The sequence below is a fragment of the Lewinellaceae bacterium genome, from assembly GCA_020636135.1.
GTDB lineage: Bacteria > Bacteroidota > Bacteroidia > Chitinophagales > Saprospiraceae > JAGQXC01.
Genome location: JACJYK010000001.1, coordinates 2,918,216 through 2,937,384 on the forward strand (window position 1 = coordinate 2,918,216; position 19,169 = coordinate 2,937,384).

Consider the following 19,169-nt stretch of genomic DNA (forward strand, 5'->3'; position numbering starts at 1 on the left):
CTTTTTACCAATTATAACTTTTGATCTGCAAATATTTCAAAAGTGGAAAGAGGGGTTGTAAAAGTTCCAGCTGATGATAATTGCAGTCGATATTGAATTGTTGGTCATTCCATTTCAATCCGCATAGATCCTGATGCCACCGCCCGGATTAAACCATCAACCAGGATCTTGCCCACTTGAGCCTACCCATAGCTATCCCGCCATCCCTAATCAAAACTTCTTACCTGCTCAAACCTGTCTTTTAGAGATGATAACGTACAGTATCAATAAAATGCTTATCCGTAATATGAAATGATATGATGGAACAAAATATAGAATTTTATTATTGTATGCGCACACAATTTGCAAAATTTTAGTTGGTATTTGAATTTTGTTGAAGATTACAGCAGAAGTATGGAACTTTTTAGCTGAAACATAAACCTCAGAAATTAATGCAAATTGCAATAGCCAGACTAATGCCGGCACACAAACCGTCGGGCGATTTGTTACCCTTGGATTGTTCATTTTCGATACCTTTGAGCCAAATCAGATAATCATGTTCACACTCAATATTTATCTACGTCTGGCCCTGATGGCTGTCACCCTCATCGGAGGGACAGTCCTGATCTTTACAATGGGGTTCTGGTACGGATTCCCCTTTGTGCTGGTAGGCCTGACCCTGCTCTTTGGATATTTATGGCTGGGCACCGTTCAGTCTGCCGCAGAATTAATGCAGAAAATGGATTTTGCCGCTGTGGAAAAAAGGCTGGCTTTAACCCTGTTCCCAAAACTGCTTTACAAGCCTAACCGTGCCTACTACTTTCTGATCAAAGGGTCCGTAGCCATGCAAACCAAAAATTACGAAGCAGCAGAAACATGGTATAATGAAGCCCAGGAGATTGGTTTACCCGGTGATAATGAAAAAGCAATGGTTGCCCTCCAGATGGCCAATCTTAAGGCCGCCAAAGGCAAATGGAAAGAAGCCCAGCTGATCTTTAAGCCCATCAAAAACTACAAAGTCACCGAAGCTCAACTGCGGGAGCAAATCAAACATTTCGAAAAAGTTCTTCAAAACAGCGGGCAGGTTAAAGCTCACCAGGGTATGGGAGTGAGCCAGAAAATGAGAAGGTACAAGAAGTTTTAAGCACCCCTCCACCCTTTTTGACCGGAGACTAATCTTGCATTTACCCTAAAATCGAGTTCTGCTGGTAAGTTTTCAGAAAAAATCATTGAGGGAAGTGGATCAAGGGATACGGACGGGCAATGATGCTAAGTCTGTTCCTTACGGCGGTATTTGGCCGTAATGGCCACGATCGCCGCCAGACCGGAGATCAACAGGGCGATCCGCGCCAGAAAGTCGCCGATCCGGGCATAATAAGTTATCGTGTCATTCACATGGATGGTCTGCTGAGCCGCCGCTTCTTCACCATAAGCATTTACCACCTGGATATCTCCTCTTTGATTGATGTAACTGCACCAGCCCATATTGGCGGAACGAACCACATCTTTTCGCAATTCAACGGCTCTTAGTCTGGCCAGGGCTGCGTGCTGCCGGTGTCCAGGCGTATTATCCCACCAGCCGTCATTGGTCATGACAGCTAGCCATTGTGCACCATCCAGGACGTATCCGATGTCGTATTGGCCAAAGATGGATTCGTAACAAATGACCGGCCCAACATTAGATGACTGGCCATGGAATGCAGTCGGGTGTTCCTGTTGCCCCCAGTCACCCATGGCACCACCCAATTTCTTGACTATTGGCCGCAGGAACGGCAAAAATCGCTTAAACGGAAACAACTCCGCTCCCGGCACAAAGATGGACTTCAGGTATTTGGAGGGTGGTTCGTTAGCGGTAAACTGCCAGGCACTGTTCTCCTGTGCCACGAACTTGTCCCCATACTGATCAAAGTCGCCGGGAGGCTTATTCTCTGCCGTATACATCATATAAGAGCTCAGGCCGGTCAGTAAATGTAAGCGGGGATGCACATTGACCAGCGCCTGAAGCGAGTCGATGACCGGTTGGTCATCCAGAAAGTTGGAAGGATAAGGGCCAAAGCTTGTTTCCGGAAAGATCAGGTAATCGGTGGTATCGGTCAGGACAGACCGGCTCAGTCTTAAAAAACGCTCCAGCTGTTCTGCATCGGGAATGTTGAATTTATCGTAGTGGGGCTCAAAATTCGGTTGCACCACGGCAACATGGATAGGCTTGCCGGTCTCCTCGTAACGATTGTACTGGACTATACTGATGATCAGTGGTGCGATCAACATAACAACCAGCCAGGTCGCTGTTTTCCAAAATGAACGCTGGTTCTCCTGTCCTCTGGTCGTCCACAATACATAAACCAGAATATTGACCACCCAGACCCATACTGCTCCTCCAAAGGCACCGGTATAAGAATACCACTGGACCCAGGCCGGATGAGCTGCAAAATAATTACCAAGATTAAGCCAGGGCCAGGCCAGGTCCCAGTGCAGGTGCAACCACTCAAATGCCGTCCAGTAAGCGGGTATGACCAGCCAGGGCAAGACTCCACCGGTTAGTCTCTTCTGCGTCTGGAAAGCAAGCCAGTACACCCCGGCCATGAAAAAGCTATTCAACCCGATGGCCGTCAGACCGGCGACAAACGCGGTGTTCATCACCCAGAAGGTACTTAATGCATTCCACAGATAAAAAGCATGAAATGCATAGAAAAACACTCGTCGGCCTTCATTGGGCCTGCCATAAAGATCCCTGGTCACTAGAAAGAGCGGCACGAAGGCTACAAAAACAAGCGGTGTAATCCCCGGATCCGGGAACGCCAGGTACAGGAGCAATCCGGTAAGCGAAGCCCTGGATATATGAGCTGTTTCCTGCACATACTTCCAGCGTGTCAGGAAAATATACGTTAACCATAATCCGAGAAAAAATGGAATCGGCCAGTAGGACCATAAAGGGAGGTGAAACAACTGATACCCGGAAATACACAATGCCAGTACTCCGATCACTAAACCGGCCCAGCGTGCGGTATTGGGTAATGGATCCGTCATTTCACTGTACTACCAGGTGAAACCGGTGTCACCGGTTGTACAAAAATAAGATTGCCGTCAGGATCCTCTGCTGTCAGGATCATCCCATTGCTCACGATTCCGCGCAATTTACGAGGTGCAAGGTTAGCCAGCACCAACACGGATTTCCCTACGATGTCCTCCGGCTTATAATGCTGAGCAATACCCGAAACAATAGTTCTTTTTTCAAATCCAAGATCCACCTCCAGTTGTAATAATTTATCTGCTTTGGGAACGTAACCGGCATTCAATATCGTACCTGTCCGGATATCCATTTTACTAAACAGGTCGTAATCAATACTTTCCTTCAACGGTTCTCCGGTGAATTCCGATCCCGCAGGTTTATCAGCAGGCTGATTCAGCTTGTTGATCTGCTCCTGGATAACCTGATCGTCAATACGGGTAAACAAATGTTCCGGTTTCTCAACGTAATGCCCTGCTTCCAGCAAAGGAAGCCCTTCGGCAAGGTCATCCAGCATCTTTACCAGCTCTCCGGATTCTTTGATCGGCTCCATGTTCAGCATGGTACGCATCCGATCCGAGGTAAAAGGTAAAAATGGTCTCACGACAACGCTTAATGCGGCAACCACCTGTAAACAGAAATTGATCACTACTTTAACGGATTCCGGGTCATCATTGATGGTTTTCCACGGTTCATTGTACTGCAGGATGGAGTTACCCATACTGGACAGCTCCATGATCCGTTTGAGCGCTTCCCGGAATTCGAATTCGCGCAAGGCACGCGATACTTCCTGTAAATGATCAAACATCAGGAGCATCTCCGAATCGTGGTAACTGGGCCAATCGGGGTCAAAAGCTCCCGTGAAACCTTCATCCGGATCGAAGGCAGGCACTTCTCCCTGATAAAATTTGTGGGTGAGAACCAGTACACGGTTGATGAAATTGGCCAGGTTGCCGACAAGTTCGTTGTTATTGGCATCCTGGAATGATTTCCAGGTGAACTCGCTGTCCCGCTGCTCAGGCATGTTCTTGACAATGGTGTACCTCAGGACATCCTCACGTCCGGGAAAATCATCCAGGTATTCGTGCACCCAAACGGCCCAACCTTTGGAGGTGGATAATTTTTTTCCCTCCAGGTTCATGAATTGATTGGCGGGGACATTTTTCGGCAGAATATACTGACCATGGGCATTCAAAATGGCAGGAAAAATCAGACAGTGGAAGACAATGTTGTCTTTCCCGATAAAATGGACCAACTGTGTATCCGGATCCTGCCAATAGGTCTTCCAGTCTTTACCATGATCAGCTGCCCACGCCTTGGTTGCGGATACATAACCAATCGGAGCGTCCATCCAGACATATAGTTTCTTGCCTGCTGCCCCGGGGATCTCCGGAGGTACATCCACACCCCAGTCGAGGTCCCGGGTCATTGACCGTGGATTCAACCCGGCATCCAGCCAGGAATTACACTGACCGATCACGTGGTTCTTCCATTCGGATGGTTCGTGCAGCTGAGCGCCATTGAGTTCTCCGGTATTGATCCAGTGTTTCAACCAATCTGCATATTTATCCAGTGGAAGAAACCAGTGTTTGGTTGGTTTAAGAACCGGAGTAGAGCCTGTCAGGGTTGATCGCGGATTGATGAGTTCCTCCGGGCTGAGCGTAGAACCACATTTTTCGCATTGATCCCCGTAAGCCTCTTCGTTTCCACAATTCGGACAAGTGCCCATGATGTAGCGGTCAGCAAGAAACTGTCCGGCTTCTTCATCAAAATACTGCATTGTCTCCTGCTCGACGAACTCGCCTTTCTGATACAGGGTACGAAAGAACTCCTGGGATGTATCGTGATGAATTGGAGCGCTGGTGCGATGGTATATATCAAACGAAACACCCAGCCGCTCAAACGTGTCTTTAATAAGGGTATGGTAGCGATCTACTATTTCCTGCGGACTGACTCCTTCCCTGCGGGCCCGGATCGTAATAGCAGCCCCATGCTCGTCGGAGCCACACACATGTACAACCTCCTTTCCCATTAGCCTCAGATATCTTGTGTACGCATCGGATGCAAGATATGCACCTGCCAGATGGCCGATGTGCAGCGGGCCATTGGCATAGGGTAAGGCGGAAGTGATCAAATACCGTTTGGGTTGAAAGAAAAAATCTGCCATGTGACCGGTTTTTGAGAATTCCTATCCGCCACGAAGATAGCATTCACCGACGGATAGAATGATTATTTATATGAAAAATGAGAATAGTTGTGGGATTTGGGGTGTGGGGTACTGACGCTTCGGTCAGCATGGGCTGGGACCATAGCTTCTATAGTACGATCCTTCCATCATACACATTGACACATCACCTGATTAACTCTTTAACTCAAAAGAAGGGTGCGGGGTACTGACGCTTCGGTCAGCATGGGCTGGGACCATAGCTTCAATAGTACGATCTTTCCATCATGCACATTAACTCATCACCTGATTAACTCATTAACTCAAAAGAAGGGTGTGGGGTACTGACGCTTCGGTCAGCATGGGCTGGGACCATAGCTTCAATAGTACGATCTAACTGCAAAAAAAATGCCCTGGTCAGGCAAGTCTGACCAGGGCTTATTATTTATTTGGCTTAAGAAGTGATTATCCTCCGAAGTCGTCGAATGAAATGTTGTCGTTCGGGACTCCCAGTTCATCCAGTGTCTTCAACAGAGCTGCATTCATCAGTGGAGGACCGCAGAAGTAATACTCGATCTCTTCCGGTTCCGGATGCTTGCTCAGGTATTGATCCAGGAGAACCTGGTGGATGAATCCGGTGAAGCCATCGCCATTCGGATCATCAACATTTTCTTTCACCGTCCACTTATCCTCATCGGTGGCATTGGACAACGCGATGTAAAAGCGGAAATTGGGAAACTGTTTCTCAATTTCACGGAATTCTTTCACATAAAACAACTCACGACGTGAGCGTCCGCCATACCAATAAGAAACTTTACGATCGGTCGTCTTCAAGGTGTGGAACAGATGGAACAAATGTGACCGCAACGGAGCCATACCGGCGCCACCACCGATGTAGACCATTTCTTTCTTGGTGTCTTTGATAAAGAATTCACCATAGGGGCCGGAAATGGTGCATTTGTCACCAGGTTTGAGGGAGAAAACATACGAAGAACAGACCCCTGGATTTACACTCATCCAATTGTTGCTCTTGCGATCCCAGGGAGGTGTTGCGATCCGGATGTTCAGCTTAACGATGTTTCCTTCTGCCGGGTGATTGGCCATGGAATAAGCGCGAAACTGAGATTCCGGGTTTTTCATTTTCAGATCCCGCAATTTCCACTGGATCCATTCATCTTCAAATTTGCGCGGATCTTCATGGTATTCCGGGTGAGCCGTTATATCCATATCCTTGAATTCCACATCACATACCGGCACGTCAATCTGGATGTATCCTCCCGGTTTGAAGTTCAGGACCTCACCTTCCGGCAGCCTAACGACAAATTCCTTGATAAAGGAAGCCACGTTGTAATTGGAAATCACTTCACATTCCCATTTCTTAATTCCGAATACTTCCTCCGGAACACGGATCTCTAAATCCTGGCGGACCTTAACCTGACAAGCCAGGCGCATGTGTTCAGCGACTTCTTTGCGGGACAGGTGATTCAATTCGGTAGGCAATACGTCCCCGCCGCCACTGTCCACATGACACTCACACATGGCACAGGTTCCTCCACCTCCGCACGCGGAAGGAAGAAAGATGTTCTTGTCGGCGAGTGATGAAAGCAGCGAACTTCCCGGCTGGACTTTGATCGGATGTTCCTGATCGCCATTGATGACAATGGATACAGCACCCTGGGGCACCAGCCGCTTACGGGCATAAAGTAACATCACCGCCATCAACAGGATCAATCCGCTGAAGACTGCGACTGCTAATATCAAATTGGAAACCATTGGAATGATCTTTTTGAATCCTTGGATAAAAATTATTTGCCGGCCAATGCTGCCGGATCGATGCCCATCAAGCTCATAAAGGCAATGCCCATCAACCCCGTGAGGATAAATGCCATTCCCAAACCGCGTAATGGTGCAGGCACCTGCGAATAGCGCATTTTCTCCCGGATGGCTGCGATCGCCACGATCGCCAGGAACCAGCCGAAACCACCACCGAGGCCGAATGCCACCGACTGGGTAAAGTTGTATTCACGGGATACCATGAACAAAGAACCTCCTAGGATCGCGCAGTTTACTGTGATCAGAGGAAGGAAAATACCCAGTGAGGTGTACAATGCCGGTGAAAATTTCTCAATGACCATCTCTACCAGCTGCACCATCGAAGCGATCACCGCAATGAACAGGATGAACCGCAGGAAGGTGAGGTCGGTATGGAAGATCCCATTCTCTCCCAGCAGGTATTCATTGATCAGCCAGTTGATCGGAATGGTGATACCCAGTACGAATATGACGGCCAGTCCCAAACCAAATGCTGTTTTAATCGATTTGGAAACGGCCAGGTAAGAACACATGCCCAGAAAATAGGCCAGGACCATGTTCTCAATGAAAGCGGACTTGATGAAAATATTTATAAAATCCATGACTGGAGTTTTAATTCAGTGAATCAGGAAATGTCAACCAATTTCTTATTGAGTGAACGGTGGATCCAGATGATGATCCCAATGATGAAGATGGATGCGGAAGACAACACCATGAGGTTGTTGTTCAGGTACCAGGAACCAAACCAGGCTCCTACCCCATGATCAGATGCTGTATTGATCCAGTATTTGGTGATCTCATTGCTGGGGCCGATGATGTTCATCGCCGCCGGGCTTCCGGCAAACAGGGTCCCTTTTCCGAACAATTCGCGGATAATGGCGATGATTACCAGTATCCCGCCATAGCCTAAACCGTTGCCAATCCCATCCAGAAAGGACCGCCAGGGCTTGTTTGCCATGGCAAATGCTTCCAGACGTCCCATCACGATGCAGTTGGTGATGATCAGACCGATGAATACCGACAGCTGCTTCCAAATGGCATAATTGAATGCTTTCAGGATCAGCTCGACCACGGTCACCAGCGTGGCGATGATTACCAGCTGGACGATCATACGCACCTGCTTGGGAATATAGGTTCGCAGCATGGATGTGAATAAGTTTGAGAACGCCACCACCAGGGTTACGGCAATAGCCATAACAATGGATGGATAAACCAAAGAGGTGACCGCCAGTGCCGAACAAACACCCAATACCTGCACGGTGATGGGGTTGTTGTCATTCAAGGGGTCGGTGAGAAGCTTCTTCTCCTTTTTACCAAAGAAGGGTTCCTTCTCTTTTACGGCTTCTTTGACAGTTGCTTCAGCCATAGTCTTTGTTTAATGTGTTTTTTTAACCTTTCTGTTTGTTAAAATAAGCTTCGTATTCCTTGATACCACGAAACATCATTTCGGATACCCCGTTACTCGTGATGGTTGCCCCGGAGATGGCATCCACCTGATGGGTCGGATCTTTCACACCACCTTTCACCACCTGTACAGAGACATAATTCCCTTGTGGATTGTACAATTCCTTTCCGCGGAATTTTGCACTGAAAGCCGGGTTGTCTTTGATCTCGGCCCCTAATCCGGGTGTCTCTCCTTTATGATCAAACGAGGCGCCTACAATGGTGTTGAAGTCGCTCTTTACTGCAACGTTACCCCAGATCTCATCCCAGAGCCCATTGCCCCGGATCGACAGGATGTAGACTTTTTCGCCTTTGTTATCAAATACATAAACTGGATACATCCGCTGATCTTCCGGCTTCTTGCGTTCCTTGGCCATATCGATATCCTCCGGCAGACCGCCTTTATAGCCAGCAGCCAGAATCTGTGATTGCTCGATGAGGTTGCCTTTGGTATCAACAGCTTCTTCCTGAACCTGGTTGCTGAAAACATCCACAACTTCCTGGTCGGTCATCTGACTGACATCTTTATCCAGCAGGGTATTTACCGAGGATAAGATAGCCCGTTTTTCAAAGATCTTGGCAGCAAGATCAGCCCTGTCCTTTGTCCCAAAAAACAACAGGGACAAAATCGTGGCTGAGACGATGGTCAGTATCAGGGTAAAGATTAAGGTATATCTGGTATTATGCACGTTTCAAGCGTTTTGTGATATTAGACTGAACAACGAGATAATCAATCAGAGGTACAAACGTATTCAACAACAAAATGGCCAGCATCCATCCTTCCGGATAGGCCGGGTTCAACACGCGGATGACCATACCGATGCAACCGATCAAAAATCCGTAGATCCATTTGCCGCGCTGGGTATTGCTGCCGGTAACCGGATCCGTGGCCATAAATGCCATTGCGAAGAAAAAACTACCCATATAGAACTGGTAATACCAGGGCACTTCCATAAATGGTGTGGCTCCCCAGGCATTTAAACCCAGGGCTACCAGGGCTGCACCCAGGATCATACCAGCCATGATCCGCCAGCTGGCGATACCGGTTATGATCAGTACCAATGCTCCGATCAGGATCAAAGGCTTGCTGGTTTCACCAATCGAACCGGGGATAACCCCCCACCACATCTGGGAGGGTGAATACACTTCGGTCACTTCGTGCCATCCGGCATGGGCGGCAATTCCCAGCGGAGTGGCGCCGGTAAAGGCATCTGTGATATGTGCAGAATCATTAAAGGTACTCCATCCGAAGGCATTGAACAATCCGTTGAAGAGGTGCTCGGCCCATCCATAATCCACGGCGGCGCCGGGAGTCAGATGTTCGAACCCGGCAACCCATACGGTGTCTCCGGAAATGGTGGTCGGATAGGCAAAAAATACAAATACCCGGGATAAGAGGGCAATGTTCCAGATATTCATACCGGTACCACCAAAGGCTTCCTTGCCCAGGATAACGGCAAAAACAATGGAAAAGGTCAGAATCCAAAGCGGGATATCCGGTGGCATGATCAACGGGATCAGCGCTCCTGTTACCAGGAATCCTTCTTCAATACCGTGACCCTTCCGGTTGGCGAAATAAAATTCGATGCCGAGACCTACAACCATGGAAACGACCCAGATCGGTATGATCTTGATCAATCCAAAGATCAACTTGAGATGTAAGGCTTCGTAATAACCGGTATGCTGGCCAATCGCCATAAAATGCTGCTGGCCGATATTGTAAGCTCCAAATACAAACGGCAGCATTAAGGCCAAAACCACGAAAGTCATGGTCCTTTTCAGATCCATTGCATCACGAACGTGGACGCCCCCTTTGGTTACTGTATTCGGCGTAAAGAGGAACGTAAAAAATCCATCGTACACGGTATGCAGAAATGGACTCTTCTTCTTATCCGGTTCTAATTTTTTAGCAAATTCGAGCAATCCCATGCTACGTATATTAATTCTTTTTATTCAATGTGATGTTAACCCTGCTCACGGATGGCATTCAATCCTTCCCGCAGGATCTTCTGCACCGGGCTTTTTGAGGTACATACGTACTCACACAAAGCCAGATCTTCTTCCGAAAGCTCCAATATACCCAACCCCTCCATACTCTCCAGGTCACCGGCCAGAATGGATTTGATCAGATGCTGAGGATAAATATCCATGGGTAAGACTTTCTCATATTGACCGGTCACTACCAATGCGCGTTTTTCACCGTGGGTGTTGGTATCCACATTGTAAGCTTTATGGTCGACCCATGAATTGAAATACGTCTTGGAAAGTGAGGGAATGGCTTTGCCGGGTACCAGCCAGCCAAACGTGTCGTAATAGTCCCCTTCGGGGATGACCGTGACCTGGTCATCGTGGATATTCAGGAAGCCTTCCGGCTTTTTTGCCTCCCCGGTCAATACATCGCCAGAAATGATGCGGGAATGTGTATCCGTAAGGCTGCCAGCCAGCAGTTCTCCGATATTGGCACCTACAACCGTACGCACATAATGCGGGTCTTTCACTTCAGAGCCACAGATCACCACTACCCGGCCCATATCCATATGACGATCCAGGATCAATTTACCCAACGTAATCACTTCCTGCACACCCAGGGTCCATACTACGTCACCATTTTTGATCGGTGCGGTGTGGTGCATCTGTATGCCTACATTCCCGGCCGGGTGAATCCCTTTAAACCAGGTCTTCTCCACATGCTGGGCACCAGTGAATGCTTTATTAGGAGCCTGGCTACCATTGGCATTGAGGCCGAGATATACCTTGCCGTCCGTAAGCTTGCTCAGTACATCCAATCCCTGCTGGAATGCAGCTTCCTGTCCTTCGACAACCAGATTAAGGTCCGGCGCCAGCGGGGCGGTATCAAACGTGGAAATAAAGATATTTTTGGGCGTTACTTCCGGATCGGCAATTACGTCAAACGGACGCTGATTGATCAGCGGCCAGAAACCGGAAGACTTCAGGTAGCTGATGATGGAAGCACGATCGGATTTCTGCAAGTCCAGTGCCGGCAATTCCCGGTATTTCTGATCCTTGTCCGCCAGGATGACCACTTCAGCTATTGAACGCTTTTCGCCCCGGTTGATGGCAATGACCTCGCCACTTACCGGAGCCACATATTTGATGGACTCGTCGTTTTTGTCGTGAAACAGCGGATCCCCGGCTTTCACTTCATCCCCTTCATTCACCTCCATCTTGGGGATTGGCGAAATCCCGCGGAAATTGGGCGGTATAACTGCAAAGCGGGTCACCTGACCACCTTCGACGATCTTGCTGCTGGCGGCACCCTGGATATTCAGGTTGAAACCCTTCTGCAAACCGACAAACTTGCCTCCGCCGGTATAGGACGGAGCCTTGGATCCTTTACGGTAAAAAAGGTCCCCCAACAATCCCAGCGCCGCCAGTACGACGACGATAAGGACGATCCAAAATGAATTTGAACTGGGTGAACTGGTGGTTGATTGGGCTTGTATTGAGAGAAGACCGGATATTAAAAATATCCCTGATAGAGCTGTTTTTCGCATTCCCATGGTTAAGAATTATTGCCTTGGAAGCTAGTCGTCAAATCGTTTTTCAAAAACTCCGCAAATATAGAAAGCTTTTATATTAAAATCACAGAACCTATGTAGCTTCAAGAAAGAACTCATTATTTAGACCAAATCTAAACATAATGCCCGGCAGGCATTCCGTCAGGTCTGTTGTCTATGCCATTCCCTGCGCCACGAGACCCATCCAAAAACCGCAACCAGTGTATAAATGAGGTATAAAAGAGCATACAGGTAGGCAGACCGGGACCAGGTTATGCCGATGTAGGCGACATCGATCAGAATCCAGTAAAGCCAGTTTTCCAATCTTCTTTTTACGGTAAGCCAGGTAGCTACTATTGCTCCGATGGTTGTGAAAGCATCCGCATAAGTGGCAGCTGCAGGTGTATAATTATCGAAAAAATAACCAAATAACAGACTGAGAGGTACGATCCAGATCATCAGTTTCAGATGTTCCGCCCAGGGCATGCGTTCGATCCGGATACCCGTGCCGGATGCAGAGGCATTCCACTGAACGAGTCCCCACACCCCCATTCCCACATAAAACAACTGAAGAATGGCATCAAGGTAGAGCAGATAATAGTAGACATCAGCATAAGCCCACAGTAAACAGCTTACGATACCCCAGTACCAGCAGGAACGTTGTTGCCGGGCCGCCAGCAACACGTAAACGATGCCGGTCCCCAGAGCTAGCCACTCGTACCAGGCAAAACCAATCAATGCCGTGCGGACTTCATTCCAGAAAGCCGCCATTTGCTGCTGTTATTCGGACCCTTTCACGAAGGCACGAATTCGCGCTTCCGCAACATTGGGAATTGCGTTGGTAACCAATTGAATGGTTACTTCATATTCCCCCTGTTTATCCGTGCTGTCAAAGGTTACTTTAACCTCCCCCGATTTACCGGGGTGGATGGCTTCCTTAGGCCACTTAACCTTCAGGTCCTTGCCCGCGGTAGCCAATCGTATGATCAGGTCAGAGTCTCCCGTATTCGTAAACACAAAAGTGTGATCCTTAACATCTCCTGCTTTTAATAAGCCGAAATCGTGGAAGGATTCATCAAACTTCAGGACGGGCATCAGTATACGGATAACCGGGTCGGCTGAAGCGTCGGGACCTCCGTGATTCTGATTGTTCGGCTGTGACAGGATCTCTTTCTGAATTTCGATGGTGGTTGGTCCTTCCAGGATCTTGAACTCCGTGCGCCGGTTGAACCGGTGTTCGTCGTCGGAACAGGGAACCCCATTGGTACAACGATTCAGGATAAACCGTTCGCCATAACCTACCGCCTTGATGCGATTGGGGTCTATTCCCCGCTCCACCAGCCAACGCTTGGCTGATTCGGCGCGGCGCTGGGAAAGATTATCGTTGTAAGCATCATTACCCTGTGAGTCCGTATGCGAACCCAACTCGATAACCATTTCGGGATACCGGTTAAGCAGATCCAGCAGGACAGCAAGGTCTTTCTCAGCATCCGGTAATATCTGATCGTCATCAAAATTATAATAGATATTACTCAAGCGGATTGGCTCTGTCACGGTAATGGTCTCGGTCTCTGGTTTCGCAGGTTTTTGTTTCAGCCGGATGGCGCGCTTGATGGTGTAATCATCCACGATTCCCACGGTGTGAAACTGGATGGTGTCCGGAAAATATCCTTCCCGGTCCACCGTTGCTGTGTAGGCCTTTTCGCCTTCCAGAGGAATATCAAAGATGTTGTTGTCATCCTGCTTCAGGCTGGCCGCCGGCTGGTCCGCCCGTTCATCTTCCAGCATCTCGAAAACCTTGACGGTAGCTCCGGATAGGGCCTGGCCTTTGTCATCAAATATTCCTGCCAACAGGTTGATCTTAATGGTCTTTTCCGTGAAGAAGTAAATGTCATCACAGCACGTCTTGTTCATGACCGAACGTGCGGTTGGACTGGCCCGGTTGGAAACCAAAAATCCGTTAACCCCGGATCCGTCTACGTAAAAACTCAGGTCATCGGCTGTCGAGTTAAAACGGTAGCCCATATTTTTAGGCTCACTCCAGGTGCTTCCATTCCATTCGGTTGAAAAGATGTCAAAGCCCCCCATTCCGGTTCTGCCGTCGGTTGAAAAATACAACTTGCCGTCCCGGTAATAGGGTGAAAGGTCGTCACCGGCGGTATTGATCACATCACCCAGATTGACGGGAGCACCAAAGGCATCCGCACTCTGCCGGGGAGCATAGTAGAGGTCGAAGCCACCTTTCCCTCCGGGGATATTGGCCGCAAAAAAGAGCACATTATCTCCGTACAGCTCTCCTTCCATCGGGTGCTTGACCAGGTAGTCACCATTGATGCCCTGTACAAATTTAGGTGGTGTCCAGCCCCTGCCCCGTTTGGTGGAGACAAACAGTTTGCTTTCTGTCAATGAATCACCGTCATAAGCCATGCGGATAAAATACATGGTGGAACCATCCGGTGAGATGAAGACATTCCCATTGTGGATACCTTCCACATTGATATCATCGGGCAGCGCTTTGGGTTTATCCCATTTGCCTTTATCGTCCTTGGAAGTCTCATAGATCTTGGCATAGAGGTCGGTCTCCTTGCCGTCCTTTACCAGCAATTTATTGCGCTGAAAGGAGGTTATGTACAGGTTGCCTTCCGCATCCATACTCGGAGAGGCATCGGTGTACATGGAATTGACCGGCCGGCCCAAATTGATGACAAGCATGTCCTCATTCTTGGGCAGATCATCCTGTGCAAGAATACCTGCCACTTCTTTCTGAACCATCGGCCTCAATGGGTTCTGCGGAAAACTATCCAGGAAATATTTGAATTCCTGGAAGGCCTCCTGATATTTTCCATTTTTACGGAGGTAGAGACCGTAATAATAACGGGAATCGGGATACTGATTTTTAGTATCACGCTTGGCGATCCGTCCCCACCAGGCTTCGGCCAGTTTATAATTCCGCAGTTCACCATAGATCCCTGCAATTCTGACGGCCAGCTCTTCCGTCCTCAATTCCTTATACGCCTCTTCATACCACTGGACCGCATTGACATAATCATGTTGCTCCAACTTTTCATCCGCAGCCTCAATCAGTAACGGTGGCGTGGTGCCCCGGATAGGCTGGGCGAATAAACCAGTAAACCACACTGTGAAAACGGCGAGGATGGTAAAGCGAAGCATTATCATCTTGCACATATTGTTATCCATATAAACTTCATTAAAAACGCGGACAGAAAAAGATATTGTCTGCCTTTGGCTTTTTATAAATGCGGGCGATGTATGAAGCCGCTATTTCGATCCCGCCCACGGTCTTACTGGCAGACGAGAATTTGGAGGCATTGACATCATACGCCATACCCACCCGGAATGGCCCGTAGTCCATACCTACCAGCACTTCGATGGCATCACCAAAACGATATCCGGGACCGAAACTGAACAGGATGTTCTTTTCAGGATCAAGCAAAAACCCTACCGGTAATTGAAGCGCCGCTTCAGAGGCGGAGCCTACTTTCTGAAAAAGAAAGGCCGGTGTCAATAACAGACGGTCTGATAAAACATAGTTGAATGCCGCATGGGCCAGCAGCCGGTTAGGCTTCAGCGACCGTCCGGATTTACGCAATGAGATATTCGGCCCGGCGATGTGTCCTACCGAGATGCCGATCGACATATCCAGTACATCATTCACAACCCCCTGGTAAGAAAGTCCGGCGGTGATATCCGTTTTGTCCTTGCCGGTTGCCTTTTTACTCTCCTTGTCATTCAGGTCTGATTTATCCGGACTGGTAGCCCCACCGGGCAACAATTCATCTTCGAATTCCAGATCCTGAACGTTGCCGAAGTAGCGGAAAGATTTGCCACCCTGTACGCCAATGGAGAACACCCTTGAAGCGTCTTTATCCAGGCCTATATGGTAGGTACCACTCAGATAGGCGCCACCCTGCGTCAGATTGCCGGCACCGGATACATCCTGGTAAATGGTAGCTCCAATCCCCACCCAATCCTGTTTGCGGAACCCGGTTATGATGGGCGCATCGACGTATAAAGAAGGTGTCTGATAAGCTTCAGCAACCGAGAACCACTGAGTTCTGAATATTCCTCCAATCCGGAAAGTTCCCTCGTAATTACCAGTCAAAGCAGGGTTCATTGTTAAGGGCGACATGTAAAACTGTGAAAAATGAATATCCTGGCTAAACACCGGGAGGGCTGCCAGCAGGAAAATGCAAATTTTCAAGTAGACATTACGCATAGCATGTGTTTGTAATGCGAAAGATAATCTTTATTTGGCGAACACGCCTATTTCTTTAACGCTTCGGGGTTTATTGCGCGTTGGTTAAACCTTTGGAAAATGTCAACCAACGCGTAAATCAACAAAAAATTCAGCGGGTTCATTCTGTTCCGCCTAAAATTTATCAGTTTAGTCCACCTAATGTTCCGAAATGGCCGGCCGATCAGCATTGGTTCCAATTACAGGTGTTCACATCACGGATCAGGATGTTACGGAATGTTTCTAAATTCGGGCATGCATGAAAAACGTGTCACCCGATATGCATTCATTTGTTTGTTTTTATTACTCGGTAGTACGATCCGGATAACTGCCCAGCAACAGGCTGGTTCGTGGCAGCGTTTCTGGACGCCAGCAGACACCTTTCACCAGGCCCGGTTTTGGATCGCCACAGGTAGTGGAACCGCCTTGTACGCGGTAACTATGGTGGGGTTGAATGAGGCCTGGTACAAGACTTTTCCGCGCAGTTCTTTTCACCTCCATAATGATTGGGGAGAGTGGCTTATGATGGACAAGTTCGGCCATGCATTCACCACTTATACGGAAAGCCGGCTGCTGACGCAGGGCGCCCGCTGGACCGGGATGCGGGAATCATCCTCGCGATGGCTGGGTACCGGCGTAGCACTGGGTCTACAGACGAGCATTGAATGGCTCGATGGTCATTCCAGTCAGTGGGGCTTCTCCTGGCCGGACATGGGTTTTAATGGCCTGGGTGCACTTACTTACGCGGTGCAGGATATGATCTGGCACGATCAGCGGGTGGTGTGGAAGGTGTCCAACTGGTTGCCGGCCTATCCGGCCCAACCGAGGACAGAACTGGGTGGCTATTCGCTGCGCCAGCGGTCAGAAGAACTTTTCGGCTCTGGATGGGCAGAGCGGTATCTGAAAGATTACAACGCGCAATCGGTGTGGTTATCCATCAGCCCCAAGGCTTTTTTTCGGGATTCGCGATGGCCTCCATGGCTGAATATTGCACTGGGATACAGCGCTGAAAACATGTTCGGCGGTTATGCCAACCGTTGGGTGCTTCCGACCGGCCAGTTTGTCCAGCTCGATGCAACCAGTTATCCCCGCTACAGCCAATATCTGTTATCTCTGGATATTGATTTCACCCGTATACCCACCAAAAGCCCATTTCTGAAAGCCGTTTTCGAGGCATTAAATGCCTTCAAATTCCCTTTCCCGGGTCTTGAATACAACTCCCTGGGGCAATGGAAAGCCGGGTGGCTGTATTGAAAACACCTTCGTCAATTACCTTGAGAATGGTTCAATTAGAGACCTTGCAGACCAATTAGTTGGCAGGGATTACCTATTTTAGGCCCGAATAAAAAAACAATTTCATGTCATCCAGTAATCAACCGATAACCCCTCAACAAGCTATTGAATCGATTATCAAGAACAATGAATTGGTCTGGAATGCCTCATCGGCAGCGCTCATTGAAGCAGCATTACTGAACCGTGAAGGTGACCTGGCAGATAATGGAGCACTTACCGTGGAAACCGGAATATTCACCGGAAGGAGTCCTCAGGACCGTTATCTGGTGAAAGATGAAATTACTGCTGAAAAGGTACACTGGGGCAACCACAATCAACCCACGACACCGGAGGTATTCTACCGGTTATTGGGTAAAATGAAAGACTACCTGAAAGGCAAAAAACTGTATGCCCGGGATGCCTATGCGTGTGCAGATAAAACCTACCGGATGAAGCTACGCGTTTTTAATACCCTGGCCTGGCATAATTTGTTTGCATACAATATGTTTTTGCGCCCTTCCCCGCACAAGCTATCCGATTTCAAACCGGACTTTACCATCCTTTGTGTACCGGAGTTCACAGCCGATCCGGAGACTGATGGCACCAGGTCTTCCAATTTTGTGATCGTCAACTTTACCGAGAAAATGGTGATCATTGGAGGAACTGCCTATGCCGGTGAAATGAAGAAATCCATCTTCTCCGTCCTCAATTTCACCCTGCCCACGGAAAAGAATGTGTTTCCCATGCACTGCTCGGCGAATGTAGGCCCGGATCACGATACCGCCTTGTTTTTTGGGTTGTCCGGCACGGGAAAAACCACCTTGTCCGCTGATCCTCACCGCTACCTGATCGGTGATGACGAACATGGCTGGTCCGAACATTCCGTATTTAATTTCGAAGGGGGCTGTTATGCTAAAGTCATCAACCTGGACGAGGAAAAAGAGCCGGATATTTACCGGGCAATACGTTTTGGCGCCATTGTCGAAAACACCCGCTTTTTTACCGGCACGCGTGACATTGACTATACCGACAGCAGTGTAACCGAGAATACCAGAACCTCGTATCCCATTCATTTCATCCAGAATCACCTGGAACCGGCAGTAGGCGGTACACCTCACCACGTGTTCTTTCTGACCTGTGATGCCTATGGGGTGCTGCCACCAATCACCCGGCTGGACAAGGCACAGGCGATGTATCACTTCCTGGCAGGATACACGGCCAAGGTCGCCGGTACCGAAGCGGGTGTGAAGGAACCCCAGGCCACATTCAGTACCTGCTATGGCGCTCCTTTCATGCCATTGCCACCATCCACCTATGCCCGCATGCTGGGCGAGCGGATGGAAAAGCACCAGGTGCAGGTATGGTTGATCAATACCGGATGGACGGGAGGCCCTTATGGCGTCGGAAAACGGATCGATATTCGCTACACAAGGGCCATGATCCATGCGGTACTCGCCAATAAAATGGAAAAAGTAGGTTACCGGCAGCATTCGATCTTTAAAATTTCCATACCCATGCATTGCCCGGGAGTACCGTCATCTGTATTAAGCCCGCGCGAGACCTGGAAAAATGACCGCGCTTATTATGCCCAGGCCAACAAACTGGCTCTGAAATTCATCGCCAACGATGAGAAAATGCAGTGGAAACTGGGATCAGAAATTCTGGTCGGCCAGCCGATACCGAACAATAGTTATGAAGTCATTTATCCCTGACCAAAAT

General features: G+C 48.8%; 14 protein-coding genes. 3 read left to right on the forward strand and 11 right to left on the reverse strand.

Annotation, left to right across the window (positions count from 1 at the left end; translation table 11 throughout):
* Positions 1–535: 535 nt before the first annotated feature.
* Complete coding sequence (locus tag H6570_11155; protein ID MCB9319833.1) at positions 536–1,123, forward strand: hypothetical protein; 588 nt, start codon at positions 536–538, stop codon at positions 1,121–1,123.
* A gap of 125 nt (positions 1,124–1,248) precedes the next feature.
* Here H6570_11155 and lnt read toward each other — a convergent pair whose 3' ends face one another.
* The 11 genes from lnt to H6570_11210 all read right to left on the reverse strand — a co-directional run bounded on the left by lnt (position 1,249) and on the right by H6570_11210 (position 16,160).
* Positions 1,249–3,006, reverse strand: a complete 1,758-nt coding sequence (lnt, locus tag H6570_11160; protein MCB9319834.1) for an apolipoprotein N-acyltransferase — start codon at positions 3,004–3,006, stop codon at positions 1,249–1,251.
* The gene (metG, locus tag H6570_11165) at positions 3,003–5,153 is read right to left on the reverse strand and encodes a methionine--tRNA ligase (protein ID MCB9319835.1); all 2,151 of its coding nucleotides are present in this window, start codon (positions 5,151–5,153) and stop codon (positions 3,003–3,005) included. The genes lnt and metG overlap by 4 nt, the downstream gene beginning before the upstream one ends.
* Positions 5,154–5,615: 462 nt before the next feature.
* A complete protein-coding gene (locus H6570_11170; GenBank protein MCB9319836.1) occupies positions 5,616–6,923 on the reverse strand; it encodes an NADH:ubiquinone reductase (Na(+)-transporting) subunit F in 1,308 nt (435 codons plus the stop codon).
* A gap of 32 nt (positions 6,924–6,955) precedes the next feature.
* Positions 6,956–7,564 carry an NADH:ubiquinone reductase (Na(+)-transporting) subunit E gene (gene nqrE, locus H6570_11175; protein MCB9319837.1) on the reverse strand — a complete coding sequence of 203 codons (609 nt, stop codon included), beginning with the start codon at positions 7,562–7,564 and terminating at the stop codon, positions 6,956–6,958.
* A 23-nt stretch (positions 7,565–7,587) separates the two neighbouring features.
* Positions 7,588–8,328, reverse strand: coding sequence for an NADH:ubiquinone reductase (Na(+)-transporting) subunit D (locus H6570_11180; GenBank protein MCB9319838.1), 741 nt, complete (start codon positions 8,326–8,328; stop codon positions 7,588–7,590).
* Between the two features lie 22 nt (positions 8,329–8,350).
* A complete protein-coding gene (gene nqrC / locus H6570_11185) occupies positions 8,351–9,094 on the reverse strand; it encodes an NADH:ubiquinone reductase (Na(+)-transporting) subunit C (protein ID MCB9319839.1) in 744 nt (247 codons plus the stop codon).
* The gene (locus H6570_11190) at positions 9,087–10,334 is read right to left on the reverse strand and encodes an NADH:ubiquinone reductase (Na(+)-transporting) subunit B (GenBank protein ID MCB9319840.1); all 1,248 of its coding nucleotides are present in this window, start codon (positions 10,332–10,334) and stop codon (positions 9,087–9,089) included. Before H6570_11190 ends, nqrC begins: the two co-directional genes overlap by 8 nt.
* Before the next feature lie 35 nt (positions 10,335–10,369).
* Positions 10,370–11,920, reverse strand: a complete 1,551-nt coding sequence (locus tag H6570_11195) for a Na(+)-translocating NADH-quinone reductase subunit A (protein ID MCB9319841.1) — start codon at positions 11,918–11,920, stop codon at positions 10,370–10,372.
* 165 nt (positions 11,921–12,085) lie between these two features.
* Positions 12,086–12,694 (reverse strand): nicotinamide mononucleotide transporter, encoded by a 609-nt coding sequence (locus tag H6570_11200; protein ID MCB9319842.1) that lies wholly within the window; start codon positions 12,692–12,694, stop codon positions 12,086–12,088.
* Positions 12,695–12,703: 9 nt separating this feature from the next.
* Positions 12,704–15,100, reverse strand: coding sequence for a DUF1573 domain-containing protein (locus H6570_11205; protein MCB9319843.1), 2,397 nt, complete (start codon positions 15,098–15,100; stop codon positions 12,704–12,706).
* A 31-nt stretch (positions 15,101–15,131) separates the two neighbouring features.
* Positions 15,132–16,160, reverse strand: coding sequence for a PorP/SprF family type IX secretion system membrane protein (locus tag H6570_11210; protein ID MCB9319844.1), 1,029 nt, complete (start codon positions 16,158–16,160; stop codon positions 15,132–15,134).
* A 273-nt stretch (positions 16,161–16,433) separates the two neighbouring features.
* On the opposite strand from H6570_11210, the gene H6570_11215 reads away from it, so the two are divergent.
* Both H6570_11215 and pckA read left to right on the forward strand, forming a co-directional pair.
* Positions 16,434–17,432, forward strand: a complete 999-nt coding sequence (locus tag H6570_11215; GenBank protein MCB9319845.1) for a DUF2279 domain-containing protein — start codon at positions 16,434–16,436, stop codon at positions 17,430–17,432.
* Positions 17,433–17,536: 104 nt separating this feature from the next.
* Complete coding sequence (gene pckA, locus H6570_11220) at positions 17,537–19,162, forward strand: phosphoenolpyruvate carboxykinase (ATP) (GenBank protein MCB9319846.1); 1,626 nt, start codon at positions 17,537–17,539, stop codon at positions 19,160–19,162.
* Positions 19,163–19,169 lie beyond the last annotated feature (7 nt).